This is a genomic window from Dolichospermum compactum NIES-806 (assembly GCF_002368115.1).
Classification (GTDB): Bacteria; Cyanobacteriota; Cyanobacteriia; order Cyanobacteriales; family Nostocaceae; genus Dolichospermum; species Dolichospermum compactum.
Genome location: NZ_AP018316.1, coordinates 642,533 through 669,194, shown reverse-complemented (window position 1 = coordinate 669,194; position 26,662 = coordinate 642,533). Strand labels below are relative to the sequence as shown.

Genomic DNA, 26,662 nt, shown 5'->3' with positions numbered 1-26,662 from the left:
CTCCATGATAACAAATTCAAAATCAATTGTCAAGCCCCTAATCCCAATTTTCGGCGGGAAAAATCAAAAAGTTTTCAATTCTTCATAAAGTCATGAAAACATCATAAACGGTCTTTTGAAAAAGATTAGCTAACAGATTGTAACCAAGTTTGTAAATCTGTAACTGAGGTAAAATCTAACAAGGCTTCTCCTAATTCCTCTAGTTGTGCAACAGGTAATTTTTGGACTTGTTGAATCAATGATGAGTCCATTGTACCAATGCGGCGATTTAACTGACGGATAATCAGAAGTTGTTCTCCTTGTTGTAGGCCTCGTTGTTCTCCTTCTTGTAGTCCTTCTTGTCTAGCGAGTTCTCGCTCTTGTTGGTAAAGTGGTGCTAATCTCATAATCAACTCCCTATCTTCTGCTTCTATTTCTGGACTTTGATTTATTCTCAAGTTTTGTTGTAGGTTGTAAAGTAATTCTAATGTGATTTTCACATAAGGCTGATTTGATGGTAACGCAGCTAATTCATCAATTGCTCGTTTTTGTACCGTTCCTCTTCCCAAAAGTCTTAACCACAATGTTTCTGGAATAGGTGGTAATTGATGAATGACAATAATTGCTGCGCGGAAAGACTCTGGTAAATAGTATATTCCTGGTAAAGAACCTGATTCCAATGTACCATGAAATCCTGATAGCAGTTTTTTAGACGCTGTGGGTGTGAGAATCCATAATTTAGGAAAATTACTTTCTGCTATTTTGGTTGCATTACGTTTTGCTTCTCGTTTTAATGCACCTCTAACTTCTAATAATTTTAATAGACAATCACATATTTCTTCTGTTGAGGCTGGGTTGCGAAATGGTTCAAATATGGCTAGTGTGGTGGCTAGTTTACCTAATAAACCTAATGATGCTATATCCGCTTTTTGTTCAAGAAATGGTGTAAATAATACGTCTATTTCACGTACTTCTCCAGATACATGACTGGGTGCTTCTACTTTTCCATAAGGTTTTAGCAGTTCTTCTAAATAATCTTTGGCGAATTGGTCATGTATAAATCTTGTCATTTATTCGACCTTTGCTAATACATATATTAATTTAACATTTTTGGGGTCATGGCGATCGCATCCCACATCTGTGTTATTAGTTAACCATGAAAGAGAGATTCCATACCAGGTAAAGGGGAGTAGGGGGAGTAGGGGGAGTAGGGGGAGTAGGGGAAATATCTATTACCCATTACCCATTACCCATTACCCATTACCCATTACCTATTACCTATTACCTATTACCTATTACCTATTACCTATTACCTATTACCTATTACCTATTACCTATTACATTGGCAACACGATGTTTGATAACTTTTGCTGGTACACCTACCGCAATGGAATAAGGGGGAATATCTTTATTGACTACTGCACCTGCACCAATAATGCTACCTTCACCAATGGTAACTCCATCTAATACAGTCACACCATGTCCTAGCCAACAGTCATCTTCAATAGTAATTCCTTCACGAGTCACACCCTGCTGTTTCATGGGTAGTAACAAGTCTGTAAAAACATGATTATTGGCATAGATGCCACAATGAGAAGCTATCATACAGTTTTTACCAATGCGGATATCTCCCTGACCAGCAATACATACGCCAGGAGCTATATAAGTATTTTCATCAATATATATAGAAGTATTATCCATGCATCCAATGTCCACATTCCGCTCAATTGTGACTTGATTACTAATATACATTCTATTGTTTTGATGTCCTTTGGCATCTAAACGCACACCCTTGAAGATATTCACTCCGTTGCCAATTTCAATAAATGAACTTCCAGTTATTTCCACTCCATGTTGAATAAAAACTTTATTACCCATGCTGCCAAAAATATTTTGATATACCAATCTTCTTAGCTGTGGTCCCATTGCAATTGTTGGTAAATCTCCCAATAAAGTAGTGATTAATAGTTCTTGAAATCTTTGAATTTTTGCAGGATATTTTTGTTCAATCATGATACATATCTCATCAATAAATTATTTCTAAGACAGAAGGAATTCAGGAAGATCAAAAATAATTTTCCTCGATACTAGAAGCAAGCAAATTCATCCATAGGACTCCCAAAATATCTACAAAATTCCCAATTATGGCAATACATAAGTTTGCCTACAGTTGTCAATTGTGTACTCAATTACTGAAAAAATTTCGATTTAAACAGTTTCGCAATGATATCTAAATAAGTTATTTGATCTAAGTTTAGACTCATTTTTATATGCACCTCTATTGAATTAATCAGCAACGTTAATCACCTTTTTCTGGGTTGCATAAATTCACTAGCTAATATCAGTGCATAGCAGTAGTTAGTCTCAGTTAATCTCTCGGCAAGTAATTGGACAGAATTAATGACACACGCTGTTTTTTGTTCTCTGATAACCTGATTGAAGTTAATTTTGTCAAACTACTGATGAGATTAATTTGGTAAACATATCAACTTTTACTGTATCGGGAAAGTTGAGACAGTTGGTAATGCAACTACGAATACAGAAATATTCATGCAGATCAATTACCAGCGGATTTTTGCCATATTTTTTCACAAATGGCTTTAAATATTTGTGTTTTCACAACAATGAATTTCCGTAGGTATTAATAGTGCTAGAATCACTTCTTTTGTGTCACAATTTGATTTTTATTCAATTGGGATGATTATTTTTAAATAAAAACTACTATGGTGGAGTGTCTCCCACATCTGCCATGATGTTAAAATTCACCATTGGTGCAAACAAGAAGGCACTACCGCGACTGCTGTGGCGGCTTTCTTGTAAATAACTTGTAGAGTATACGGCTCTAATCATGTTGCACACAAATGATTTATAGGCTAACTAAATTACAATTTTGATGACGGAATTGTTGGTTAAGAACAATTGCTATTAAGCATAACATATTTTTGGTTTAGTGAACAAGTTTCATCAAAAAAAATTAGAGTAAATAAATACATAATTTTCATAATTTTGTGATTTTATGTAACCTCAATTACTCGTTTTGAGTATAAATCTTTTATTAACTTCTCACTCTACAATCATTTATCAATCCCCCAATTAAACTTTTCTCTGCCGTTTTCGTGAACTGTTAGGTATGGAAAACAGCAGAGAAGGAGGTTAAAAAGTTTATGAGACTGTTACAGCAGGCTTTTCAGTGGTTTTTAATGCTATTCTACTTCTGGATTGTTTCCATCGGTACATTAAAGCTAGGATAGGGATGGTAAGTAACATAGCGCCCGGTGTCGTGTCCCAAGGTACAGGGGTGGCAACGGTGGCGGTGGCGTATACAAGACTCGCTGAAGAGATACCACGGTCAGTTAGTGGATTTGCTGTGGTAGCATAAACACCGCCCCGTGATGGTAAGCGGTTCTGCACAATTCAAAAGACATCTCCAAAAAAGCAGAGACGTTCCATGGAACATCTCTACTACAAGGGTTGTATGTCAAGCATCTTTAAACTCTGATTATGACTATGTTTATTAAATAGAATTTGAAGATATTTCTTTTTTATGAGATTCATCATAACAAATTTAAAATCAATTGTCAACCCCCCGATACCTATTATCGCCGATAAAACATCAAAAAGTTTTCAATTCTTAACAAAGTCATGAAAACATCATAAATAGAGTATAAAGAGTTGGCAAGATTAGGTAAAAATAGTCAACAATAACTGTAGTTAGGGCAGTTACCGGGTAGCAGAATAATTTATTCTTTATCAAAATTCAATCTTCCTTTTTCCCGTTCCCTGCTATGACTAAACTTAAAGTTTTGGTAAATTATTTAGTATACTATGCAGCCAATTCGCACCTTTAACGTATCTCCTTCACTACCGTCCAGACTAGAACCTTTACGAAAACTGGCGTATAATCTCCATTTTGATTGGAATGTGGAGAGTAAAGACCTATTTCGGCGTTTAGATCCTGATTTATGGGAAGCCAGTCACCATAATCCAGTATTGATGCTGGGAACTATCAGTCAAAGCCGACTATTAGAAGTTGTTGAAGATGAAGGCTTTTTAGCGCAAGTAGACCGAGCAGCACGGCAGTTAGAAGATTATTTGCAGGAATACACTTGGTATAAAAAACAAAGAAATCAGCACCAGAAGGAATGTTACGCCTATTTTTCCGCTGAATTTGGGTTAGTAGATTGCTTACCTATCTATTCAGGTGGTTTGGGTGTACTCGCAGGAGATCACCTGAAATCTGCGAGTGATTTGGGATTACCTTTGGTGGGTGTGGGTTTATTGTATCAACAAGGCTACTTTGCCCAGTATCTTAATGCTGATGGTTGGCAGCAGGAACGCTACCTCATCAATGATTTCTATAATATGCCCTTGCATTTGGAACGCAACCCCGATGGTACAGAATTACGGATTGCGGTAGATTATCCTGGACGCAAGGTATATGCACGGGTGTGGCGTGTTCAGGTGGGAACTGTACCCCTGTATATGCTTGATACTAATATTGAGCCGAATAAGGCTTACGACCACGATATCACCGATCAGTTGTATGGTGGTGATATAGATATGCGTATCCACCAGGAGATTATGCTGGGGATAGGTGGGGTGCAAATGCTCAAAGCCTTGGGCTATGAAGTTACTGCTTACCACATGAATGAAGGTCATGCGGCTTTCTCTGCGTTAGAACGGATTCGCATTCTGATTCAGGAAAAAGGACTGAATTACAGAGAAGCTAAACAGGTGGTGTCTTCTAGTAATATTTTCACTACCCACACTCCAGTTCCCGCGGGAATTGACTTGTTTGCTCCTGATAAGATGTTGCATTATTTGGGTTACTATGCAGATATCTTTAGTTTACCGAAAGAGCAGTTTTTAGGTTTGGGACGAGAAAATACTGGTGATTTGTCTGCACCTTTCAGTATGGCAGTTTTAGCACTGAAGATGGCGACATTCTCCAATGGTGTGGCACAATTGCATGGTGTTGTTTCCCGGCAGATGTTCCAAGGTTTGTGGCAGAAAGTTCCTGTGGAAGAAGTACCAATTGCTGCTATTACTAACGGTGTCCATGCCCGCAGTTGTGTAAGTAAATCTACGCAAGAGCTATACGATCGCTATCTTGGTCCAAACTGGTCATCAGCGCCACCTGATAGCCAACTGTGGGAACGCATGGATGCAATTCCCGATGAGGAGTTATGGCGGAATCACGAGCGCTGCCGTTTGGATATGGTGTTGTATGTTCGAGAACATTTAGTCAAACATTTGCGCGATCGCGGTGCTTCTGCTTCTGATATTGTTCAGGCACAAGAGGTGCTTGATCCTAACGTTTTTACCATTGGCTTTGCCCGTCGTTTTGCTACCTACAAACGCGCTACTCTATGGATGCGTGATTTGGAAAGAATTAAAAGGATTTTACTCGCTAACAAACACCGCAAGGTGCAGTTTGTGATTGCTGGGAAAGCACATCCTAAAGACATCCCTGGTAAAGAATTAATTCGGGATATTAACCACTTTATCCGCGAACACCATTTAGAAAAACAGGTGGTATTTGTCCCTAACTACGATATTTACATCGCCCGCTTAATGGTAGCAGGTTGTGATATCTGGTTAAATACTCCCCGTCGTCCCCGTGAAGCTTCGGGGACAAGTGGCATGAAAGCTGCTATGAATGGTTTACCAAATCTCAGTGTTCTTGATGGTTGGTGGGATGAAGCGGACTATGTTCGCACAGGTTGGGCAATAGGACATGGTGAAAACTATGATGATTCTAATTACCAAGATGAAATAGAAGCTAACGCCCTCTATGAGTTGTTAGAAAAGGAAGTTATTCCCCTATTCTATGATCATCGTGATGGTGATGGTTTGCCTCGTCCTTGGGTAGCAAAAATGAAGGATGCGATTCGGTTGAATTGTCCTTTCTTTAATACAGCCCGGATGGTGCGAGAATATGCAATGAGAGCTTATTTCCCGGCGAGCGATCGCTATCATACCCTCACCGTTGATAATTATGCTCCAGCCAAGGAATTAGCCGCCTGGAAAGCAAAATTAGGTGAACACTGGTTTAACATCAAAATCAAAGATGTTGACGTATCCGCAGCATCAGATATTGAAGTTAATCAAACTGTAGCGGTGAAAGCCAAAGTAAACTTAGCAACATTAAGTAACGATGATGTGCAAGTAGAACTATATCAAGGTTCTATTGATGCCAACGGTGATATTGTCAATGCTGTACCTGTAATCATGGATTATCAAGGACAAGATCCAGAAAATTCCAGTCTTTATACTGCAAATATCACCTACACAACCTCTGGTTTGCAAGGATTATCTTTGCGTGTCCTACCTCGAAATCAATACCTCTCTAGTCCTTATGAACCCAGATTAATCGCTTGGGCTGAATAATCTGTCCTATTACCAACACCTTATCAGCCCCCTCCTTGCTTGCGGGGAGGGGGTTGGGGTTCTTGTATTTCACTTAGCCAAAAACCGCCATAACAATTTTAGGGTATAGCTTGGAGTAGACGATTTAAAACGACTTTACCTCTATCAATTACCTGAACACGAATGTAATTAGGATCATTTGGTTTCCAGGTAACTTGATATTTTGTCCCATTATTATTCCAAGTGTAAATTTGACGTTATGCTGTAGGTTCTCTTTTTTGAGAAATTCTGGAATTAAATAACTTAGGAAAAAACAAACCAGAATTTTCTTTGTATTCCGCAAACTCAGGATATCGAGATAAAGATTGATCTTTTCTCCGCATATTGGGAACAAATATCATGGCTATAAATAACCCCAGAATCAAGAAAGATAGCCAATGTTGACTTAACATAGCAAAAGCCAGATAAATCAAAACTTCTCCCAAATAATTAGGATTACGACATTTAGCAAAAAAAACCTTCTGTAATTAATCCAGTTTTGTACTTGAGTGTATAGTATTTTTGAGCATCACTAGCAAAATGTAAAAACACCCCTGCAATATTCAAAGAAATAGCAGCTGCTGCTAAAGGTAAAGGGGGAACAGTACCACTACTAATAAGAATGAATGGTGCTACCCAGTACAAACAAAGGAGAACAAAGATAATAATTCCTTGGGAAGTAGGAATTTCTTGCTCCCATTGCTTATCTGGAAATATCCTATCTTTTAATAGCCAAAGAAAACCATAAGTACCATGAAGGGAAAGATAAACCCAAGCTCCAATAGTAAAATTATGGTATAAAACCATTAGTCCTAAAACAATAACGAATGTTAAACCTTTGTGAAAATTAATGGGATACTTTATTTTCATATCCTGCTTCTTCTTTTAAAGGGCTGAAAATTAGGGAAAGAAATAGAGAGATAGTCCAGTTTCCTCTACCTCTCTGAGATCATTACTTCTTCGCAATTATCCACACTGCGTGAACAATACCCAGAATATAAAAACCAAAGATAGTCAAAAGTAAATTAATCCAAAAATCCTTACCAAACCCGACCTGCAAAAACACTCCTAAAGGTGGAAGAAAAATCGCGGCTATAATTCTGACTACATCCATATCCATGTTATTCTCCTGTTGAGGTTCTATATTTCTAGAGTTAACATCACCTAATGTGGTGACGATTCCTGAAAAATTTGGTAAACCGCACCTTTTAACCACCGCTGATTTTAGCTTTATAACCCAACTTCACCAAAATATCTAAAATCTTCTGTTTGTGGTCTCCCTGAACCTCAATTTCATTATCTTTCACCGTTCCACCTGTACCACATTGGGCTTTTAACTGTTTTAATAAAGTAGCTAAAGTTTCCGGTGTAGTTTGAAAACCAGTAATCACCGTCACAGTTTTCCCCTTCCGTCCCGCGCGAGTAGCTTGGATTCGCACATTTTGCTGATTGGGGGGTAAGTCTTGGATTCCCCGTTCTACAGCGCGTTCCAGTGCGGGTGAACTACCGTTACCAAATTCTTGGTAGACAAAGCCTTTGTCAGATTTGGGATTAGCCATAATATTTAATGCAGGAAAAATAGACTTTTATTGTAAACAATTTTAGCCTAAGCGGGGGTAATTGGATATATAATTGCTACATGATAGAGTGTAAGAAGGTAAGAGGAAATGAACCACGAAGGCACGAAGAACACGAAGGAAGAGGAAGAAGGAAGAATGAGGAGGTTGGGTGATGAGGTGGAGAGGTTGGCTTATGCTGTGATTGGGGCGGGTATTGAGGTGCATAGGATGTTGGGTGCGGGGTTTTTGGAGAGGGTATATCAAGAGGCTTTAGGTTTGGAGTTTCGTTTACGGGGAAGGGAATACCTCATAAACCTAAACATTTAGTAGCAGTAAAATACAAAGGTTATCCGATTGGTGAAGGTGAATTAGATTTTCTGGTTGGTGATTCCCTAGTTGTTGAATTGAAGGCTGTGGAAAAGTTAGCCCCTATTCATGAAGCGCAAGTTATTTCTTATTTAAAAATGACTAATTGTCCTCTTGGTCTTCTCATCAATTTTAACGTTCCCGTCCTCAAAGAAGGCATTAAACGCATCATTCTCTCCTCTTAACTCTTCTTCTTCTTTCTCTTCCTTCGTGTTCTTCGTGCCTTCGTGGTTCATTAATTCTTTGAATTGTTATAATGTGATTGCGGTCAAGAGGTCTGACCTTTTCAGATCGTGGTAGCAAGTTATTGAACAATTAAAAATTCTGCCTCAATACTTGCAATATCAAGTCTTAGAATTTGCCCGTAATTTAACAAGTTCAAAAATCAAAGGTGTTCCCGGTAAACAATTACTGCATTTTGCAGGTTCAATACATAAAGAAGATTTACAGCTAATGAGTGAAGCAATAAAACAAGATTGTGAAAAGGTTGACTTTGATGAATGGTAGATACTTGCTGGATACTAATATCATTATTACTTTCTTTGCTAGACTCTTTCAATGACAGAAAATATTCATATAAAAACCAGTTACAACAACGTAATTATCGTCTTAGTAGAACCAGCCGGTCCATTGAATGTCGGTTCAGTGGCCAGAGTTATGAAAAATTTTGGCTTATCTAAACTAATATTAGTCAATCCTCAATGCGATCGCACATCAGACGATGCCTTAAAAATGGCAGTTCATGGTAAAGATATTCTAGAATCTGCGGTCATAGTAGACACATTACCACAAGCCTTACAGGGCTGTGTCCGTGCCGTTGCTACTATGGGACGGGAATACAGTGGAGAACTACCCCTAGATACCCCTCACACCGCTTTACCCTGGTTATTAGCAGAAGCAGAAAAGCCTGTAGCTTTAATTTTTGGTAGAGAAGATAGAGGATTAACTAATGAAGAATTAAATTATGCCCACAAATTAGTTTTTATTCCTACCAATCCCGAATATCCATCTTTGAATTTAGCTACAGCGGTTTCTATTTGTTGTTATGAATTATCACAATCTACTAACTTATTTACAGATCAGAATATACCCGATTCAGAAATTGCCCCATTAGATGCTATGGAAGGATTCTATCAGCAATTAGAATCTTTGTTGCTTTCTATTGGTTATCTTTATCCCCACACCGCAGCTAGTCGGATGGAAAAATTTCGCCATTTATATAATCGTGCTTATCTACAAACTACAGAAGTGGGAATGTTACGAGGAATTTTACGACAGGTAGAATGGGCAATTAATAGAAAAAACCCTAAAAAGCTGGATTAATTGACAATCCAGTCCCCCTCCTCGCTTGCGGGGAGGGGCTAGGGGTGGGGTTCTTATACCTCACTGAATTAAAAAACGCTATATACTCAACAAAATCAACTTATCAATTCAACTGCAACTTCCTGGTTTTCCAACGAATTAATTTCATCTAAAATCCGCCAAATTTCCTGCATCATGGGATCTAAACCCGTGCGAGTTACGGCAGAAATTATGAACACTGGTGCTAAAGCTAGATGATTTAATTGAGTAGCTAAAGCTTCCAAATCAACAGTTTCTCTATCAACAGCATCTATTTTATTTAATGCTAAAATTTGCGGACGTTTAGCTAAACCTCGTCCATAGGCTTTAAGTTCTTCTTGAATAGTATGGAAATCAGCGATGACATCTTCACTTGTGGCATCAATTAAGTGTAATAAAACCCTTGTCCGTTCAATGTGACGCAAGAAATCATGACCTAAACCTGCACCATGAGAAGCACCTTCAATTAATCCCGGAATATCGGCGAAAACTGTACCATCACCTGTGGGTTTTTTGACTACACCCAAATTAGGAATTAAGGTAGTAAAGGGATAATCAGCGATTTTTGGACGTGCGGCGGACAAAGAAGAAATTAAAGTTGATTTTCCCGCATTTGGTAAACCAATAATTCCGACTTCTGCTAACAATTTTAACTCTAAACGTAATACCTTTTTTTCCCCTTCTAAACCAGGGAGGGCATATTCGGGAACGCGGTTGCGGTTACTCAAAAAATGTTGATTTCCCAGTCCACCTTTGCCACCTTCTGCGACTCGAAAACTTTGTCCGGGTTCAACTATATCGCATAGTAAAACACTCGTTACGGCATCATATACAGAAGTACCACAAGGAACTTCAACAATTAGATCTTTCCCACCTGCACCAGTGCAATTATTTGGACCGCCACGTTCTCCATTTTGGGCCTTAAATAAATGCTTGTATCGAAAATCTAACAAGGTTTGTAGGTTAGTATTACCTACAAAAATTACTGAACCGCCTTTTCCGCCATTCCCACCAGATGGACCACCTGCTGGGACATATTTTTCTCTCCGAAAAGCGACAATACCATCGCCTCCGTTACCTGCTTCTACTTCAATTACTGATTGGTCTATAAATTGCATAATTTAGTCAGTTGTCAGTTGTCAGTTGTTAGTTGTCAGTTGTCAATCACGCTAACAATTGACTACTAACAACTAATTTAAATATAAGGTGTAACATCTTCCCCACAGTCATCTGCTAGGTAGGAAAGGGCGCGGAAGCGTAAACCTACCATTTGTTCATAAAGGGGGTTAATTTTACACAGGGGCGGAATATGAACTATTTTCCGGCCAAATAAGGTGACATCTCTTTCAAAGGGACATTGGGAAGGAATCATCTTACACAAAAATTTCGCCACTCTGGGGTCTTGAATATCTAATCCGTCTAACCATTGACGCAAGGGAGTTAAAGCGTCGGGGTGTGGGGCTTGAAGTCCAGTAGAGGGGAAATCGGTGGTTTGTGTGGTATCTTCTAGGGTATTACGTAAGGCTGTGAGTAAACTTTCTTGCAGTTCTAATTTTTGACACAATTGCTGTAGGAGGTCATCTTCACTAGGTGAGTATATACCATCGGCGATCGCTACCATTACCGCTGTCCGCAAGAAATTTTCCGCTACAGGTGTACCTTTACCTAATATAGCCGCTAATTCATCTGGTTCAATTATCTCTAAAGAATCCCAGTCAATGGCAGGGGCTAATTCATCTTTGGTAAGATTAGTAATTAATTCCTGTTCTTGAGTATCAAAATTACCATCAGCCCAAGCAATGGTCAGTAATCCACGTAACCACGCAATAATTTGTTCGCTACTGTAAGGAGTTTGAGCAGTAGTTGTCATAAAAACTCACGCCTTGTAATTTTTATTAGTTCACCTTAAACTACCTTGAAAAGAACTAAATTTCTGTACATTTAATTGGCAAAAATAAAGGAAATTTAGCTTGATTTGAACGACTTTTAACCCAACATGAGTAGGAATTTTTTGGGATTTCCTGGCGTTAACTCAACCTACGATATAACTACTTTTTAACCTGAACTCAGCAGCGTTGATTCCCAACGGCATCAAATATAGATATAATTGATTATATTTGTCATTAATTAGGTATAGAGTATGTTCTGCTTTGGTATTGAACATGAAGTTGCTTTTCTCAATGATCAAGAAAAGTTTGCAGATTTCCATAATACAAAATTTGCAGATTTTCAGCAAATGGTTGACAAATTACCCATCTATTCCACTGACTACCCACAATTAAGAGTTGGTGATGCTGGGATTAAAAAAAAGCGTTGGTATATTGAAGGATTTGAAAGATTTAGCGACTCTGAAGAGGTAATTGACTGTGTAGCTAAAGGCATCGAAATTAGAACAACTATCCACTCTACTATTCAAGGGGCAATTGATGAATTAACCGCAAGTTTTATTTTACTGAGTGATGTTGCTGCAAATTTTGGATTTTCACCAGTTTTAGCCAGTTTTAACCCTTATACTTGCGTATTTAAACCACAACCTCCATTAAATGATTTTGAAATTAGGCAATTACAATCTTATCCAGATGAACAAACTGCTCATATTTATATGGTTTCTTATGGACCAGATTTGAATATTTCTCTAGCAAATTTGTCTACGGAAAAGTTAATTGATATTGGTAAAAAGTTAACTTATTACAGCCCTTACATCATTCCTTTTAGTTATAGTTCTCCTTTTTACAATGGTGGTTTATGGACAGGTTTATCAGTGAGAACATTTATCAGAACCGGAAAAAGATCCGCCACATTAGTTTTTGTGGAAAAGGCAGAAGAATTAATTAAAAGTGTCCCCTCATTAACAAAAATTGCCCGTATTCCCGCAGAAGTGGGACGAATAGAATTTAAAGCTTGTGATAGTTGTGAGAATTTCGCTATTTATGCAGGTTTATTAGCTTTATTAAAAGGTTTAATATTAGATGAAACTTTACTAGGTAGAGCAATTATACCTGATGCTAATTTACACCAAATTTCGGCAAAATTAGGCTTTGAAAATGAAGACGTTTTTGCTAATTCTCAGAAACTTTTACAAGTTGCAGAAATTGCCCTTAAAGATGATCCTGATCTGGAGTTTTTAACCCCACTGAAAGTTATTTTATCTGAGAAAACAACAAAATCTCATGAATTAATTAAGTTATTCCAAAATTCAGGTTCAATTGAATCCACTCTCAAACAAACTTATGGCAATTTTAGATTTTAGATTTTGGATTACTAATGACCAATGACTAATGACCAATCACTTTTTCTCTTCCACCTTTTCCTGACTAGGTGGAATTTGTTCAATGGGAATTAGTGATTCCATTACAGTTTTCACAATTGGTGCGGCTACAGTAGAACCATAGGCATTTTCTCCCTTTGGTTCATCCACAACTGCAAACACCACATAACGGGGAGCTTCCACCGGCAAAATAGCGACAAAACTGGTAATTCTTGCACCCTTAATATATCCACCATTAGGACTAGCTTTTTGCGCTGTTCCTGTTTTGCCACCAATTCGATATCCTGAAATTCTCGCTGCTTTACCAGTACCTGAACTGACTACTGTTTCCATCATTTCCACAACCCTTTGAGTGGTTGTAGCTGAGAAAATTTGTCTTGGTTCTGGAAGAGTAATTGAATAGTGCATTCCGCCCTTGGTATCAATTAGTCCTCGGACTACATGAGGTTTGACTAATTTACCCCCATTAGCTAATGCACCACTAAGTTGTACCAGTTGTAATGGAGTCAGAGAAAAACCTTGTCCAAAAGATGTAGTAGCTGGTTCAATGGCTGAAGAAATAAATTGTTCTTGACTTTTTAATTGACCAATAACTTCAAAGGGTAAATCTGTATCAACTTTTTGTCCTAACCCTAAACGTTCTAGCCAGTTGTAGTATATGGATGGTTTTATTCGTTGAATCATTCTCACCATGCCGATATTACTAGAAGTTTGTAAAATTTCCGGAATAGTTAATCGGCGATAACCAGTTTTTTCGGCATTTTTGATTGTATGTGTGCCGATTTTAATAGAACCAGGATCTTCAAAAGTGTCGTCGGGTTTGATTGCGCCATTTTCGAGAGCGATCGCCACATTCACTGGCTTAAAAGTTGATCCCGGTTCATAAAGATCAGCCACAGTCCAATTTTTGAACAGAGAAATATCAGACTTAGCATATTGATTCGGATTATAGGTAGGCTGAGAAACCAAAGCCAATAAAGAACCATCCACTGCATCCATGACAATCACCGCGCCCCGTTTGGCACTAAATTTAGTCATCTGCTCTTTTAACGCCGCCCGGGCTACCCGTTGCACACGACTATCAATAGTCAATTGCATTTTTAAATCATCAGAATTCAGAAATCCCTCGGTAACATAATTCGGCATCAACGACCCATTTCCCGACTTACTCATCCGCACGGTTTGTCCAGAACGTTCTAGCAACTTCTCCTGACTATATTCCACACCAGCTTGACCACGACGGTCAAGATTAACATAGCCCACCACATCCGCCACCAAATCATCTTGGGGATAAAATCGGGAGTATTTTTGAATAAACTCAAACCCATTCAAACGCAGTGAGATTAACTTATCAGTAATGTCTTCAGAGACCCCAGAAGCTAGTAAAATTCCACTCCGTTTACTTTGGAATGTTTTGACCAGATCAGCCTTTTCTTTGCCGATAATTGGCGCGATTTTCTCCGCGATTTCTTCCTGGGATAGATCGAATAACTTAGGATGACTATATACAGTATAAACGGGACGATCAATAGCCAACACATTATTACCTCGATCTACTACCGGACGACGAGGCATATAAGGGCGCACATTCACCATTTGCTGATTTCGCGCCTTCTTAGTCAGCTTTTTTCCCTGAACAATTTGTAATTGATATAAGTTAAATACCAAACCTACCATAGCCATCATTAACACACCCCAGACAGTAAACAGTCGTAATTGAATGTTAGGTGTAGTTTCCGGTGTTTTTGGCTCAATATTTTCTGATTGAGTCTGTCTAGAAAACTTTCGTTTGCGTCTGAATTCTAAATTACGTAGATTTCTAAGTTGTGTTTTAAGTGATGACTTTAGCATGAGTTCGGAGGAAGAAAGGAGGAAGAAGAAAATTACCAATCACCAATCACCAATTAATATCCTAATGGAGAAGGGGGTTCTGGTTGCGGTTCTGGTTGAGAAGTTGAGGATGACGACTGAGGATAATTATTGGATGTTGGTGGTAAGAAAATTGTCCCCTTAGAAGTTGGTGATACTAGTTCCGTACCAGGCTGTTCCGCCTCCTGTGCCATTTTGCTAGTTAGTGTTGCATTAGCAGTATTTAACTGTCGCTCATGACGTTGTAAGCTTTGTAGCTTACGGTAAGAATCACTCCAAAGCTCTTGTGAATATACAGTCCAACCATAAACTACTAATGTTGCTACCACTAATAAAAATGCTAAAATTGACGAATAGCGATTGACTATGTATATACGTAGTAACCATTCAGGCATGATTGGAGTATTACTCATCCTATAAACAGCAGTATTTGATTGTCTATTAATACCAGTAGTTTGTTGTTTACCCGCGTCTAAATTTGCGGTGCCAACTGCTGTTTTATTTCTGCGAGAACCTAAGAAATTCAGCCAAGCATTTCGGGGACTAGACGATTTAACGGCGATCGCTTCACTATGTAATCGGGAGGAAGTCTGGTTTTTCTGATTAAAACTTCGAGAACGTCGTTTATTCAATGACCCAGGAGAGTTACCCCAAAACCAGGTATTTTTTGCGGAAACTGCTGATTTACGTTCAAAAGCCATGATTTTTTTGATAATAAATACTTTATTTTTGACTTAATTTAGATTTTGCCCAAAGTTACAAAAAAAAGAACCGTCTAAGTTTTCAATCTCACTCTTTTTAGGGCAAGAATCGAGACCATTGTAACCTTTAATTACGCCCTCTTTGTATTACATATAATCTACAAGAATGTTACAAAAAAGAATGAGTTGAAATATGTAATCAGAAAGCCCTTAAAAAAAATCAATAAATGAGGTATCTTATTCAACAGGCTGCATATTTTATTGCCACAATTGGTGAAAGAGGAGTTATGAAGACAAGAATTTTTGGTTTGGCTCTAATGTTAAGTCTGGCTACCATGCTTGGAGCTTGTGAGGGTGGTGGTGAACCAGCAGGTAATACCAGTTCTCCAGCAGCAACAACAGGTGGCGAACCAGCAGATACTGGTGCTACCCCCGCAGCGACCACATCTCCCGCGGCGACCACATCTCCTGATGCGACCACATCTCCTGCGGCGACCACATCTCCTGCGGCGACCACATCTCCCGCAGCTACTCCCAAAAACCCTTAGTATAGGGTAAAATATTAACCTCTCCTGGGTAGTTGACATCTTAAAAAACTATTTTCTACAAAACTCTACTGAGAAAGTTAAGATAGTTTGTAGATTAAAAAATAAAGATTCAACTGCCTAACAGTGTTAAGTTGGGTAAAAAAAAGAAACATTCATCAGGTTTTGCTTCTGGGCTAGATTCAGTTCTCGCCCAGTTTGACTTTTTCTATATTTGTTTGTCAGTAACCAAATTAATCTCAATGTATGCTGTTACTGCAATTTAGTACATCTCATTATTGTCGCAAAGCCAGATTGGCATTGGGTTATAAAGGAATTAGTTATCAAACCGAAAATCTCACTCCAGGTATGCACATCTTGAGGGTAAAGCCCTTAACTGGATTGACAACATTACCTGTGCTGTTACCCCAAATTGTCGGACAACCCCAAGCTATTGGCGACTCTACGGAAATTTTTAAATTTTTAGAAACCTATCAACCCGAACCTAGTTTGTTTCTACCCAATTCAGAACAGCAAACTCAAGCTGCGATGTTAGAAGATTGGTTAGATGAAAGTATAGGCACAGCTACTAGATTTGTATATTATCAATTTCGCGCTGGTGAAGGTAAGGTAATTGACCCATCACTATTTAGTCAAATGGTGATTAAAGTAGTCAGACAACAATATGGTATTAATGATACTACCGTTGAATTAGCTAAAAAAAGACTCGCTAATGCTTTGTTAGTATTGTCTATGTATTGGCAAAAAGATGATTATTTAGTGGGTAGCCGTTTGAGTATAGCTGATATTGCAGCAGCTGCTTTATTGAGTCCTTTAGCACTAATCCCCGATTATCGTCAGGCATATCCACAGATTTTTGAACGAATTATCAATATCCACCAATTATGTGGTGAACCATTGCCACCAGGACTTGAGGATGTAGGGGCGCAGGGTCTGCGCCCAATCAGGAGTTAAAATGAAACGGATACTGCTAGTTATTTTGAGTGTTACTACTAGTATTTTAATCGGGTTTAGTGATCATAGTAGTAAAGTCGTGATGGCATTACCACCACAAGCAGATATACCAGAGGAGATATTGCGAACAGAGATTATTCTCGCAGCGCGATCGCCCATTGATGGTAGAATCCTCACGCCCGCAGAATATGCCGAATTGCAAGCACAAATCCAAATAAGTCCACCACCACGTTTAGCCTCCGGTATCCGCGATAAAATATTCTTGCTGCAACTACGCAAAACATTATTACAATTTTTCCCATTTTTAAGTATTTAATCAGGGAACAGGGAGTAAAGGGCAGGGAGCAGGGAACAGGGAGCAGGGAACAGGGAACAGGGAGAGAAATATTCTTTTGCAACCAACAACTGACAACCAACAACTGACAACCAACAACTGACAACTGACAGTGGCGACAAAGATGCGAGAATATGAATAGATGTTAAAAAGTAGATTTAGTTAATCCCCATATATCACATAGGTAGCTTCATGTCCACAACCACAGTCGCCCCCGAACAGGTTAATCGCATTGTTGGGAATCAACATCACGATCCCTTTGAAATTCTGGGTTCTCATCTCATAGAGCAAAATGGTAAAACTGTATGGGCTGTGCGAGCCTACCTCCCAAATGCCAGTGCTGCTTATGTAGTAGTTCCAGAGGAACGGAAAGAATACCCAATGGAAACAGTGCATAATCCGCACTTTTTTGAATGCACCATTGAAACCCCAGAACTGAAAAATTATCAGTTACGCATTAAAGAAGGGGAACATGAGCGGGTAGTTAATGATCCCTACGCTTTCCGTTCTGCCCACTTAACAGAATTTGATCTACATTTATTTAGTGAAGGCAACCATCACCGCATTTACGAAAAATTAGGAGCGCACACCACAGAAGTAGATGGTGTCAAAGGGGTTTATTTTGCCGTTTGGGCCCCCAATGCCCGCAACGTTTCCTTGTTAGGAGATTTTAACCTGTGGGATGGACGCAAACACCAGATGCGGAAAGGACACACAGGCGTTTGGGAACTATTTATTCCCGAAATCGGTGTAGGAGAACATTACAAATATGAAATCAAAAATTTTGAAGGACATATTTACGAAAAATCTGATCCCTACGGTTTCCAACAAGAACCCCGGCCAAAAACAGCATCTATTGTCACCGACTTAAATTCCTACACCTGGAATGACGAAGACTGGATGGAAAAGCGGCGACATAGTGACCCCTTGAGTCAACCCATTTCTGTGTATGAAGTACATTTAGGTTCTTGGTTACACGCCGCTAGTGCTGAACCTCCCAAATTACCCAATGGAGAAACCGAACCTGTAGTTGTCGTTTCCGAACTCAAACCCGGTGCGCGGTTTCTGACTTATCGGGAACTAGCTGATAAACTCATTCCCTATGTCAAGAAATTAGGATATACCCATTTAGAACTGTTACCCATTGCCGAACATCCCTTTGATGGTTCTTGGGGTTATCAAGTGACTGGTTACTATGCTCCTACATCCCGGTTTGGTACACCCGAAGACTTCATGTACTTTGTGGACGAATGCCATAAAAATGGTATTGGTGTCATTGTAGATTGGGTTCCCGGTCACTTCCCCAAAGATGGTCATGGTTTAGCCTTCTTTGATGGTAGTCACTTGTATGAACATTCTGATGCTCGCAAAGGTGAACATAAAGAATGGGGGACTTTAGTATTTAACTACAATCGCCATGAAGTCCGTAATTTCTTGGTAGCTAATGCCCTATTCTGGTTCGATAAATACCACATTGACGGAATTCGTGTTGATGCGGTCGCTTCCATGCTCTACCTTGATTATTGCCGCAAAGCCGGAGAATGGTTGACTAACGAATACGGTGGTCGAGAAAATTTAGAAGCGGCAGATTTTCTACGTCAAGTTAATAGCTTGTTGTTTGGTTATTATCCTGGTGTGCTTTCCATTGCGGAGGAGTCCACATCTTGGCCAATGGTATCTTGGCCTACCTATACGGGCGGATTGGGCTTTAACTTAAAGTGGAATATGGGCTGGATGCACGATATGCTGGATTACTTCAGCATGGATCCCTGGTTTCGCCAGTTCCATCAAAACAATATTACTTTTAGTATGTGGTATAACCACAGCGAGAACTTCATGTTAGCTCTGTCCCACGATGAAATCGTCCATGGTAAGAGTAATATGATTGGTAAAATGCCCGGTGATGAATGGCAGAAGTTAGCTAATATCCGCTGTTTGTTTACTTATATGTTCGCTCATCCTGGCAAGAAAACCATGTTTATGAGCATGGAATTTGGCCAGTGGAGTGAGTGGAATGCTTGGGCTGATTTGGAGTGGCATCTATTACAGTATGAACCACACCGACAGTTAAAGGATTTTTTCCAGTCTCTTAACCATTTTTACCGTTCTCAACCAGCTTTATATACTCAAGATTTTGATCAAGCTGGGTTTGAGTGGATTGATTGTACTGATAACCGTCATAGTGTAGTTTCTTTTGTCCGTCGTGATAAAAACTCTGATGAGTTTATTATCGTGGTTTGTAACTTTACACCTCAACCCCATTCTCATTACCGGATTGGTGTGCCTGAAAAAGGCTTTTATACTGAGTTGTTTAATAGTGATGCTCGTCAGTATGGCGGTAGTAATATGGGCAATTTAGGTGGTAAGTGGACTGATGATTGGTCTTTGCATAATCGTCCTTATTCCTTAGATTTGTGTTTACCTCCTTTGGGTGTGTTGATGCTCAAGTTGGATAAACAGAAATCCGCACAGGTGATGGAATAATCCTGTAGGGTGGGCATTGCTCACCCTATGTGCTTGTTAGGGATTTTATTTGTAAACATTAATATACTATGACTTGACTATAAGTATGCTACATGGTACTATCTTTAATATCTTTGTATAGTAAAGACTACTTTTGAGTTACTACCATCCAAATTAGTTTGTATGAGCATTATTTTGGTAACAGGGGCTGCTGGACTAATTGGTTCTGAATCAGTCAGGTTTTTTGCCGATCGCGGTTTTACAGTTGTTGGCATTGACAACAATATGCGACAGGTTTTTTTTGGTGAGGATGCGTCAACAGAATGGAACCGCGATCGCCTGTTACAAGATTATGGTGATAAATATATCCACCATAATGTTGATATTCGTGATCACGAGGCCATCTCTCAAATATTTCAAACCTATAGTCAAGATATAAGTCTGATTATTCATACTGCGGCTCAACCTTCCCACGATTGGGCGGCTAAAGACCCTTACACTGATTTTACAGTTAATGCCAATGGTACATTGGTGTTATTAGAGAATACCCGTCAATATTGTCCAGAAGCCGTATTTATCTTTTGCTCTACGAATAAAGTTTATGGTGATACTCCCAATTTATTGCCACTGGTTGAACAAGAACTGCGCTGGGAAATTGCAGAGACACATCCCTACAACCAGGGTATTGATGAAAGCATGAGTATTGATAACTGCAAACATTCGCTATTTGGAGCTTCTAAAGTAGCGGCAGATATCTTAGTCCAGGAATACGGGCGTTATTTTAGCATAAAAACAGCTTGTTTTCGGGGAGGATGTTTAACTGGTCCTGGTCACTCTGGGACTAAACTCCATGGCTTTTTATCTTACTTGATGAAATGTACCATGACTGGGCAGCCTTACCAAGTATATGGCTATCAGGGTAAACAAGTTCGTGATAACATCCACAGTTATGATTTAGTTAATGCTTTCTACCACTTTTATCAAGCTCCCCGTGTAGCTGAAGTTTATAATATTGGCGGTAGTCGTTTTAGTAATTGCTCAATGTTAGAAGCCATTGGGCATTGTGAACTTATCGCTGATAAAAAGTTAACCTGGAGCTATGAAGAATCCAATCGAATTGGCGATCATATTTGGTGGATTAGTGATGTTCAGAAATTCAAAAATCACTATCCTAACTGGGATTTAACCTATACAGTGACAGATATTTTGAAAGAAATTTTTACCGAAAATATCAGCCGATGGGCGTAAAGTCAGAAGTGAAAATTTCAGAGAACCCATTCTTATCTTTTTCTAAAAATGAAGCAAGATCAAGCGGAATATTTAAAAGTTTTATATGCTAATCGCTTTGATTCTAAACAGCGATGGGCTAAGAATGACTTGTGGAAAGTTTTAATCCAATCATTTCTACAAGCTCATGTTGGTAGAAATGGCAGAGTTTTAGACATTGCGGGGGGCTATTGTGAATTCATCAATCAGGTTCAAGCCCAAGAAAAGTTTTTGATTGATCTGAATCCAGATGCTCAAGACTTTGCTGATCAAAATGTCAAAGTCTTGCAGCTTGATATTCTGAATAAAATTAACCCAGAGATTTTACCTTGTGCTTATTTTGATGCTATTTTCGTCTCTAATTTTTTTGAGCATTTGCCTAGTAAGGAAGAATTAATTCAAGTTTTATCTTTTTGCTTTGAGCGTTTAAAACCGGGTGGTAATCTCTTAGTTATTCAGCCCAATTTTAAATATTCCTATCGGGAATATTACGACTTTATTGATCACTATCTCCCAATCACTGACTTTTCTTTAGAGGAAGTTTTGCGAGCAGTTGGATTTTCTATTGAAATTATGATTCCACGCTTTTTACCATTTTCGACAAAAGGCAGACCTTCTTCCACTTTACTACTGAAAATCTACCTGAAGATTCCTTTGCTATGGAATTTATTGGGAGGACAACTATTTGTCAAAGCATCGCGCCCGTAAAACGTTCATATTTATAGCAAGATTAATAATTTTCTATTATTTATGTTGAAAAAGCTATTTCGGCAAAAAGTTTTTAAGTTTCTCATCGGTGGTGGTGTCGCAGCAGTTGTCAATTTATTGCTGATATTTGGTCTGATTGAGTGGCTAGGATTTAACACCCCTACTTTACGCAATGTGGCTAATGCAGTATCAATTGAATTATCTCTGTTAGCAAGTTTTTTCATCTACCGGATTTGGGTTTGGCCGGGAGGTGTTTGGACAATAAGAGAAGTATTATGGCGACAAATTCCCCTTTATCATCTCTCCGCTGGCGCTGCTGTAATTACTCGGATCTTCATTCTCTTTCCTTTGTTAGATAGGTTAGGAGTTAATTACGCCATTAATACCTTAGTAGGTGTATTATTAAGTGCAATTATCAACTATTTGATTAGCGATCGCTTAGTATTTAAAACCCCAGTTCAATCTGATCAAACACCAACACAATTTACTACAAAAATCTATTATCCTGAAGGATTAGCTCCTGGATTAGAGAATAAATCTTCTCACCCCAAATACCCTCAATCAGACAATTTAACAGGAATTAAAGTTTTCTCTATTGTCATTCCTGCTCATAACGAAGAAGGTTGTATTGTCCCAACTATTCAATCCATTAGCAAAATATTAGAACAAGAAAAGATTGCTTACGAAATTCTAGTTGTTAATGATAACAGTCGTGATCAAACAGAAGAATTATTGCAGCAGCTAAATTCTGAAAATAGTCAAGTCCATTATATCAATAACTATTATCCCAACGGGTTTGGTTTTGCTGTGCGCTGCGGCTTAGAGAATTTTCAAGGTGATGCGGTAGCCATTGTGATGGCAGATAGTTCTGATGCACCAGAAAATATTGTTGATTACTACTATAAGCTGCAAGAAGGCTATGATTGTGTATTCGGTTCTCGGTTTATTAAAGGAGGTAAAGTCATTGATTATCCGACGCACAAATTACTCGTGAATCGTTTGGCTAATTTATTTATTCAAATCTTATTTGGCTTGAAGTTTAATGATACAACCAATGCCTTTAAAGCATATCGTCGGGAAGTAATTGAGGGTATTTCGCCTCTACTATCGCACCACTTTAATTTAACAGTGGAAATACCTCTTAAGGCTATTATCAGAGGATATTCTTACACAATTATGCCTATCACTTGGCAAAACCGCGCCACGGGAGTATCTAAACTGAAGCTGAAGGAGATGGGTAGCCGCTACTTGTTTATTGTTCTTTATGCTTGGTTAGAAAAATATCTTTCTAGAGGAGATTATCGGCGTAATCAGGCTCAGTTGGTAAATAGAAAACACAAGGTAATTTAAAAGGAGTTAATGTTATGAATGATCATTCAATAGCAAGAGAATTTGATAAGTCAATTAGATGGAAACTTTTGTTCCCCAGTTTTATCTTATTTATCTACGTTTTTATTGCCTTTCTCCCTCTACCTAGTCCGATAAAAACTGGATTAGATCCATCCTGGGCTTATGCAATTAGCCAAGCAGCCCAAAAACAATTGATTTTTGGAAAAGACATTATATTTACTTTTGGTCCACTAGGATACTTGATCAGTAGTCCAACATTCGACGAAAATTTCTTCCAGATAACAATTTTTCGTTGGTTTGTTTATTTATTTTTATTTATCGTTTCCATCTTGAGAATAGTAACCATAGAAAACCGGATTCAGCAGCTATTTATAGGTTTAAGTATTTTATTAGCATTATTTATAGGATCGTCAACAGATTATCAAATACTATTTATATTTTTAATCATATTGAGCTTTGACAATTTTATCAATAAATATCCTCGGTTACTATTTCTGTTGCTGGGATCTGTGTCAGGTTTCTGCGCTCTTACTAAATTTACTTTAGGGATTTATACATTTGGTTTAATTAACTTATTTTTATTAGCCAATATTTATCAATCTTTTAAAAACAAATCAAAAACAGATATAGTTAATTATGTTTTTGCAATCATAAATTCTGGATTAGGATTCATTTCTATAGCTTTCATATTTTTATCGCCACATCAATATCTATTATCTTTAAACAAGATAATTATTAATCTTTTGATAGCAGGGGTAATGGGAGTATCAGTTGCGTTAGTTCAAAAGCGAATTAAGAATAAATCTGAGTCGAAAGGAAAAATAGCTAAGTTATTCAATATATTTAGAAATAATCTCTTATTACCTTGGTTGGTATTTTATGTTATCTACTTTTTGTTACTATTACACACAATCTTCTCTAATGAATATTCTTCTCTAATAGATTACCTGAGAAACTCTTTGGAGATATCATCAGGTTATTCTAGCGCAATGAGTACAATTGGTAGCAAAAAGGAAGTAGCACTTGCTATATCAGAATTATGTCTGATAATCTGGCTGATGTTTTTGATAACGAAGGAAGGATATTTAAATTTATCTTTGCCCTTATTGTTTGTTCTTTTTCTATCGTTTAAACACGGTTTTGTTCGTCAAGATGGTCATGTTGTAGTTTTTGCCATAACAGTTCCCCTGATTACTTCATTATTAATTCTGAAAATTTCTAAATTTCGCCATCAAAAAATATCTTACTATTTCTTTACTTATATATTGATCGCCTCCCTAATCATTTCCTTCCCTCATATAAGTCTAAGAAATCCAGCCAAAAAATTAATGCCTAAACAGACTATAAATAATCTTATTCATCTATTTGATATAAACAACTTAAAGTTGACAGTAGATAAAAAAACCAGAAGTAATCTAGCTGAAGTTCAGCTTCCAGATCATGTTAAAAACTTAGTCAATAACAAAACAATAGATATCATCCCTTGGGAAATTTCATTAGTTCCTGCTAACCAACTTAACTGGAAACCTAGACCAATATTCCAATCTTATTCAGCATATACAAAGACTCTCGATAATTTCAACTTTGATAGTATGTCAAAATCACCAAGAGATTATATTTTTTATAATTTCATGTCAATTGATGGTAGACATCCTTTCTTTGATGAACCTAAGACTTTTTCTTATATCTTCTGTAACTACGAACTATCTGCTGATGTACCTGATTTTATCAAAACTCCTGATCTCTCAAATATAGTCCTTTTGGAAAAACGTCAGGTGAGCCGATGTTTGCCAGATTCTTTGGGTGAAATATCATCAATTCCTTGGAATAATGCTTATTCTATAGAAGTTGGTAATGGGAAGATAATTAGGGCAAAAGTTAAGTTTCAATATTCCCTTTTAGGAAAAATTTATAAAACTCTCTTTAGATCACCACCTGTAATGATGAAAATAGATTATGTAGACAATTCTCAAAAGACTTACAGAATTATTCCTGAAAATTCCGAAACCGGCGTTATAGTCAGTCATCTACCTAAAGACGATAATGAAGCTTTATCTTTCTTTCGAGGAAAATTACCAGCAAAAGTTAAGTCATTCAGTTTCCAAACAATCAACTCTCTTTTGTACGCACCAAAAATAGAAATAAGTTTTCTATCAAATAAATTACTTGATTAACTAATAAAAAATAAATCCCATGAGCAAACAGATTCTAATTACAGGTGGAGCAGGATTTGTAGGTAGTGCGTTGGGTTTAGGACTTGCCCAACGCTATCCTGACTGGAAAATCACCGCTTTAGATAACTTAAAGCGACGAGGTTCAGAATTGAATTTACCCAGACTTAAACAAGCAGGGATTCAGTTTGTTCATGGTGATATTAGAAGTCAAGAAGATTTAGATCCCATCGCACTTCAGCCTGATTTAATTTTAGAATGCTCCGCTGAACCCTCAGTTTTAGCTGGGTACACTTCTCCCGGTTATGTGCTGCAAACTAATTTGGTAGGAACAATTAACTGCTTAGAGTTAGCACGACAAACTCAAGCAGATTTTATTTTTCTGTCTACCAGTCGGGTTTATCCCATTGCTTACCTCAATGCTTTGGAATTTACAGAAACAGAAACCCGTTTTCAACTCTTAGAACAACAGCCTTTAGTAGGGGCATCAAATCACGGTATCTCTGAGGAATTTCCCTTAGATAAAGCCCGCTCTCTCTACGGTTCAACTAAACTCGCTTCAGAATTACTGATTGCTGAATATGCTGATGCTTATGGAATCAGAACTCTGATTAATCGTTGTGGAGTCCTAACTGGTCCTTGGCAAATGGGCAAAGTAGATCAAGGTGTGTTTGCTTTGTGGATGGCGTTTCACTACTTCCAAAAACCTTTAAAATACATCGGTTATGGGGGGACAGGTAAACAAGTGAGAGACTTTTTACACATAGCAGATTTATTAGACTTGATTGACACCCAGATTTGTAGTCTAGAGGAATTAAAGGGGCAAACTTTTAACGTTGGAGGTGGGGTCAATAACACCCTTTCACTCTCCGAAACAACTCAGCTTTGTCAAGAAATTACCCAGAATCAAATTCCCATTACCCCTATTCCCGAAAATAGAATTGGTGATGTGCCAATCTTTATTACAGATTCTCGCAAAGTGATGAATGCTACTGGATGGCAACCTCAAAGAGATGCCAAAAAGACCCTAACTGAAATTTATGAGTGGATTTGTCAATTTGAGTCCCAAGTCAGTGATATTTTTAATTAAGAGTTGTTTTTTCACTCAAACTTTGGCAAATAGACAATCTTGTACTTAGTTTCTAAGCGTACACAAGTATTACATGGTTTGAGAATGTCAGCCTATAATTGACCTAAAGTTGCCCCTAATACTGGGGTAGGCACGGGGGCGCTACTTAACATAATGATAATAATAATTGACCTAAAGTTGCCCCTAATACTGGGGTAGGCACGGGGGCGCTACTTAACATAATGATAATAATAATTGACCTAAAGTTGCCCCTAATACTGGGGTAGGCACGGGGGCGCTACTTAACATAA

The 26,662-nt window shown here is 38.1% G+C and carries 25 protein-coding genes and 1 pseudogene; 14 read left to right on the top strand and 12 right to left on the bottom strand.

Annotated features, from left to right (window positions below; genetic code table 11):
- Nucleotides 1-125: 125 nt before the first annotated feature.
- From CA730_RS03125 to CA730_RS24100, 4 genes are all read right to left on the bottom strand, one after another.
- A complete protein-coding gene (locus CA730_RS03125) occupies nucleotides 126-1,049 on the bottom strand; it encodes a DUF4351 domain-containing protein (RefSeq protein WP_096663866.1) in 924 nt (307 codons plus the stop codon).
- 253 nt (nucleotides 1,050-1,302) lie between these two features.
- Nucleotides 1,303-1,992 carry an acyltransferase gene (locus CA730_RS26220; protein WP_096663863.1) on the bottom strand — a complete coding sequence of 230 codons (690 nt, stop codon included), beginning with the start codon at nucleotides 1,990-1,992 and terminating at the stop codon, nucleotides 1,303-1,305.
- A gap of 708 nt (nucleotides 1,993-2,700) precedes the next feature.
- Nucleotides 2,701-2,829, bottom strand: a complete 129-nt coding sequence (locus CA730_RS25935; RefSeq protein ID WP_255540000.1) for a hypothetical protein — start codon at nucleotides 2,827-2,829, stop codon at nucleotides 2,701-2,703.
- A 312-nt stretch (nucleotides 2,830-3,141) separates the two neighbouring features.
- The gene (locus CA730_RS24100) at nucleotides 3,142-3,390 is read right to left on the bottom strand and encodes a hypothetical protein (protein WP_157749909.1); all 249 of its coding nucleotides are present in this window, start codon (nucleotides 3,388-3,390) and stop codon (nucleotides 3,142-3,144) included.
- A gap of 414 nt (nucleotides 3,391-3,804) precedes the next feature.
- Between CA730_RS24100 and glgP the strand changes: the two genes are divergently transcribed.
- Nucleotides 3,805-6,369 carry an alpha-glucan family phosphorylase gene (gene glgP / locus CA730_RS03110; RefSeq protein WP_096663857.1) on the top strand — a complete coding sequence of 855 codons (2,565 nt, stop codon included), beginning with the start codon at nucleotides 3,805-3,807 and terminating at the stop codon, nucleotides 6,367-6,369.
- Between the two features lie 236 nt (nucleotides 6,370-6,605).
- On the opposite strand, the gene CA730_RS26215 is transcribed toward glgP, so the two are convergent.
- The 4 genes from CA730_RS26215 to CA730_RS03095 form a co-directional block, all read right to left on the bottom strand.
- Nucleotides 6,606-6,833, bottom strand: a complete 228-nt coding sequence (locus CA730_RS26215) for a hypothetical protein (RefSeq protein WP_330221281.1) — start codon at nucleotides 6,831-6,833, stop codon at nucleotides 6,606-6,608.
- Nucleotides 6,834-6,852: 19 nt separating this feature from the next.
- Complete coding sequence (locus tag CA730_RS26210; RefSeq protein ID WP_330221280.1) at nucleotides 6,853-7,257, bottom strand: hypothetical protein; 405 nt, start codon at nucleotides 7,255-7,257, stop codon at nucleotides 6,853-6,855.
- 82 nt (nucleotides 7,258-7,339) lie between these two features.
- Nucleotides 7,340-7,501: a YqaE/Pmp3 family membrane protein gene (locus CA730_RS03100; RefSeq protein ID WP_035082904.1), complete on the bottom strand. Its 162-nt coding sequence runs from the start codon at nucleotides 7,499-7,501 to the stop codon at nucleotides 7,340-7,342.
- Between the two features lie 94 nt (nucleotides 7,502-7,595).
- Nucleotides 7,596-7,946, bottom strand: coding sequence for a translation initiation factor (locus tag CA730_RS03095; RefSeq protein WP_096663854.1), 351 nt, complete (start codon nucleotides 7,944-7,946; stop codon nucleotides 7,596-7,598).
- Nucleotides 7,947-8,054: 108 nt separating this feature from the next.
- Here CA730_RS03095 and CA730_RS03090 point away from each other — a divergent pair.
- The 3 genes and pseudogenes from CA730_RS03090 to CA730_RS03080 all read left to right on the top strand — a co-directional run bounded on the left by CA730_RS03090 (nucleotide 8,055) and on the right by CA730_RS03080 (nucleotide 9,635).
- Nucleotides 8,055-8,497, top strand: a pseudogene (locus tag CA730_RS03090) (GxxExxY protein).
- Between the two features lie 151 nt (nucleotides 8,498-8,648).
- The gene (locus CA730_RS03085; RefSeq protein WP_231939960.1) at nucleotides 8,649-8,819 is read left to right on the top strand and encodes a hypothetical protein; all 171 of its coding nucleotides are present in this window, start codon (nucleotides 8,649-8,651) and stop codon (nucleotides 8,817-8,819) included.
- 51 nt (nucleotides 8,820-8,870) lie between these two features.
- Nucleotides 8,871-9,635, top strand: a complete 765-nt coding sequence (locus CA730_RS03080; RefSeq protein ID WP_096663848.1) for an RNA methyltransferase — start codon at nucleotides 8,871-8,873, stop codon at nucleotides 9,633-9,635.
- Between the two features lie 95 nt (nucleotides 9,636-9,730).
- Here the strand turns inward: CA730_RS03080 and obgE are convergent, their stop codons facing one another.
- Nucleotides 9,731-10,771 carry a GTPase ObgE gene (obgE, locus tag CA730_RS03075; protein WP_096663845.1) on the bottom strand — a complete coding sequence of 347 codons (1,041 nt, stop codon included), beginning with the start codon at nucleotides 10,769-10,771 and terminating at the stop codon, nucleotides 9,731-9,733.
- 77 nt (nucleotides 10,772-10,848) lie between these two features.
- Nucleotides 10,849-11,523: a Mo-dependent nitrogenase C-terminal domain-containing protein gene (locus CA730_RS03070; RefSeq protein ID WP_096663842.1), complete on the bottom strand. Its 675-nt coding sequence runs from the start codon at nucleotides 11,521-11,523 to the stop codon at nucleotides 10,849-10,851.
- Nucleotides 11,524-11,793: 270 nt separating this feature from the next.
- Between CA730_RS03070 and CA730_RS03065 the strand changes: the two genes are divergently transcribed.
- On the top strand, nucleotides 11,794-12,903 hold the full coding sequence (locus CA730_RS03065) for a glutamate--cysteine ligase (RefSeq protein ID WP_096663839.1): 1,110 nt from the start codon (nucleotides 11,794-11,796) through the stop codon (nucleotides 12,901-12,903).
- A gap of 36 nt (nucleotides 12,904-12,939) precedes the next feature.
- On the opposite strand, the gene CA730_RS03060 is transcribed toward CA730_RS03065, so the two are convergent.
- Nucleotides 12,940-14,772 carry a peptidoglycan D,D-transpeptidase FtsI family protein gene (locus tag CA730_RS03060; protein ID WP_096663836.1) on the bottom strand — a complete coding sequence of 611 codons (1,833 nt, stop codon included), beginning with the start codon at nucleotides 14,770-14,772 and terminating at the stop codon, nucleotides 12,940-12,942.
- A 53-nt stretch (nucleotides 14,773-14,825) separates the two neighbouring features.
- Complete coding sequence (locus CA730_RS03055; RefSeq protein ID WP_096663833.1) at nucleotides 14,826-15,491, bottom strand: hypothetical protein; 666 nt, start codon at nucleotides 15,489-15,491, stop codon at nucleotides 14,826-14,828.
- A 227-nt stretch (nucleotides 15,492-15,718) separates the two neighbouring features.
- Here CA730_RS03055 and CA730_RS03050 point away from each other — a divergent pair, with 227 nt between their 5' ends.
- From CA730_RS03050 to CA730_RS03010, 9 genes are all read left to right on the top strand, one after another.
- The gene (locus tag CA730_RS03050) at nucleotides 15,719-16,039 is read left to right on the top strand and encodes a hypothetical protein (RefSeq protein WP_157749908.1); all 321 of its coding nucleotides are present in this window, start codon (nucleotides 15,719-15,721) and stop codon (nucleotides 16,037-16,039) included.
- Nucleotides 16,040-16,282: 243 nt separating this feature from the next.
- The gene (locus tag CA730_RS03045) at nucleotides 16,283-16,990 is read left to right on the top strand and encodes a glutathione S-transferase (protein ID WP_096663830.1); all 708 of its coding nucleotides are present in this window, start codon (nucleotides 16,283-16,285) and stop codon (nucleotides 16,988-16,990) included.
- A 1-nt stretch (nucleotide 16,991) separates the two neighbouring features.
- Nucleotides 16,992-17,306 (top strand): hypothetical protein, encoded by a 315-nt coding sequence (locus CA730_RS03040; protein WP_096663827.1) that lies wholly within the window; start codon nucleotides 16,992-16,994, stop codon nucleotides 17,304-17,306.
- A 210-nt stretch (nucleotides 17,307-17,516) separates the two neighbouring features.
- On the top strand, nucleotides 17,517-19,808 hold the full coding sequence (gene glgB / locus CA730_RS03035) for a 1,4-alpha-glucan branching enzyme (protein ID WP_096663824.1): 2,292 nt from the start codon (nucleotides 17,517-17,519) through the stop codon (nucleotides 19,806-19,808).
- A gap of 162 nt (nucleotides 19,809-19,970) precedes the next feature.
- Nucleotides 19,971-21,035, top strand: a complete 1,065-nt coding sequence (locus tag CA730_RS03030) for an NAD-dependent epimerase/dehydratase family protein (protein ID WP_096663821.1) — start codon at nucleotides 19,971-19,973, stop codon at nucleotides 21,033-21,035.
- Between the two features lie 48 nt (nucleotides 21,036-21,083).
- Nucleotides 21,084-21,761 (top strand): class I SAM-dependent methyltransferase, encoded by a 678-nt coding sequence (locus CA730_RS03025; RefSeq protein WP_096663818.1) that lies wholly within the window; start codon nucleotides 21,084-21,086, stop codon nucleotides 21,759-21,761.
- A gap of 42 nt (nucleotides 21,762-21,803) precedes the next feature.
- On the top strand, nucleotides 21,804-23,111 hold the full coding sequence (locus CA730_RS03020) for a glycosyltransferase (RefSeq protein ID WP_096663815.1): 1,308 nt from the start codon (nucleotides 21,804-21,806) through the stop codon (nucleotides 23,109-23,111).
- Between the two features lie 14 nt (nucleotides 23,112-23,125).
- The gene (locus CA730_RS03015; RefSeq protein ID WP_096663812.1) at nucleotides 23,126-25,285 is read left to right on the top strand and encodes a hypothetical protein; all 2,160 of its coding nucleotides are present in this window, start codon (nucleotides 23,126-23,128) and stop codon (nucleotides 25,283-25,285) included.
- Nucleotides 25,286-25,304: 19 nt separating this feature from the next.
- On the top strand, nucleotides 25,305-26,372 hold the full coding sequence (locus CA730_RS03010) for an NAD-dependent epimerase/dehydratase family protein (protein WP_096663809.1): 1,068 nt from the start codon (nucleotides 25,305-25,307) through the stop codon (nucleotides 26,370-26,372).
- Nucleotides 26,373-26,662 lie beyond the last annotated feature (290 nt).

Excerpts from the sequence above, each read along its gene's own strand:
- CA730_RS03065 (WP_096663839.1), top strand. The coding sequence starts at position 11,794 with ATGTTCTGCTTTGGTATTGAACATGAAGTTGCTTTTCTCAATGATCAA.
- CA730_RS03080 (WP_096663848.1), top strand. The coding sequence starts at position 8,871 with ATGACAGAAAATATTCATATAAAAACCAGTTACAACAACGTAATTATC.
- CA730_RS03100 (WP_035082904.1), bottom strand. The coding sequence starts at position 7,501 with ATGGATGTAGTCAGAATTATAGCCGCGATTTTTCTTCCACCTTTAGGA.
- glgB (WP_096663824.1), top strand. The coding sequence starts at position 17,517 with ATGTCCACAACCACAGTCGCCCCCGAACAGGTTAATCGCATTGTTGGG.
- CA730_RS26220 (WP_096663863.1), bottom strand. The coding sequence starts at position 1,992 with ATGATTGAACAAAAATATCCTGCAAAAATTCAAAGATTTCAAGAACTA.
- CA730_RS03030 (WP_096663821.1), top strand. The coding sequence starts at position 19,971 with ATGAGCATTATTTTGGTAACAGGGGCTGCTGGACTAATTGGTTCTGAA.
- CA730_RS25935 (WP_255540000.1), bottom strand. The coding sequence starts at position 2,829 with ATGATTAGAGCCGTATACTCTACAAGTTATTTACAAGAAAGCCGCCAC.
- CA730_RS03055 (WP_096663833.1), bottom strand. The coding sequence starts at position 15,491 with ATGGCTTTTGAACGTAAATCAGCAGTTTCCGCAAAAAATACCTGGTTT.
- CA730_RS03015 (WP_096663812.1), top strand. The coding sequence starts at position 23,126 with ATGAATGATCATTCAATAGCAAGAGAATTTGATAAGTCAATTAGATGG.
- glgP (WP_096663857.1), top strand. The coding sequence starts at position 3,805 with ATGCAGCCAATTCGCACCTTTAACGTATCTCCTTCACTACCGTCCAGA.
- obgE (WP_096663845.1), bottom strand. The coding sequence starts at position 10,771 with ATGCAATTTATAGACCAATCAGTAATTGAAGTAGAAGCAGGTAACGGA.
- CA730_RS03010 (WP_096663809.1), top strand. The coding sequence starts at position 25,305 with ATGAGCAAACAGATTCTAATTACAGGTGGAGCAGGATTTGTAGGTAGT.
- CA730_RS26210 (WP_330221280.1), bottom strand. The coding sequence starts at position 7,257 with ATGAAAATAAAGTATCCCATTAATTTTCACAAAGGTTTAACATTCGTT.
- CA730_RS03125 (WP_096663866.1), bottom strand. The coding sequence starts at position 1,049 with ATGACAAGATTTATACATGACCAATTCGCCAAAGATTATTTAGAAGAA.
- CA730_RS03070 (WP_096663842.1), bottom strand. The coding sequence starts at position 11,523 with ATGACAACTACTGCTCAAACTCCTTACAGTAGCGAACAAATTATTGCG.
- CA730_RS03050 (WP_157749908.1), top strand. The coding sequence starts at position 15,719 with ATGAGGTATCTTATTCAACAGGCTGCATATTTTATTGCCACAATTGGT.
- CA730_RS03025 (WP_096663818.1), top strand. The coding sequence starts at position 21,084 with ATGAAGCAAGATCAAGCGGAATATTTAAAAGTTTTATATGCTAATCGC.
- CA730_RS03020 (WP_096663815.1), top strand. The coding sequence starts at position 21,804 with ATGTTGAAAAAGCTATTTCGGCAAAAAGTTTTTAAGTTTCTCATCGGT.
- CA730_RS03060 (WP_096663836.1), bottom strand. The coding sequence starts at position 14,772 with ATGCTAAAGTCATCACTTAAAACACAACTTAGAAATCTACGTAATTTA.
- CA730_RS03040 (WP_096663827.1), top strand. The coding sequence starts at position 16,992 with ATGAAACGGATACTGCTAGTTATTTTGAGTGTTACTACTAGTATTTTA.
- CA730_RS03045 (WP_096663830.1), top strand. The coding sequence starts at position 16,283 with ATGCTGTTACTGCAATTTAGTACATCTCATTATTGTCGCAAAGCCAGA.
- CA730_RS03095 (WP_096663854.1), bottom strand. The coding sequence starts at position 7,946 with ATGGCTAATCCCAAATCTGACAAAGGCTTTGTCTACCAAGAATTTGGT.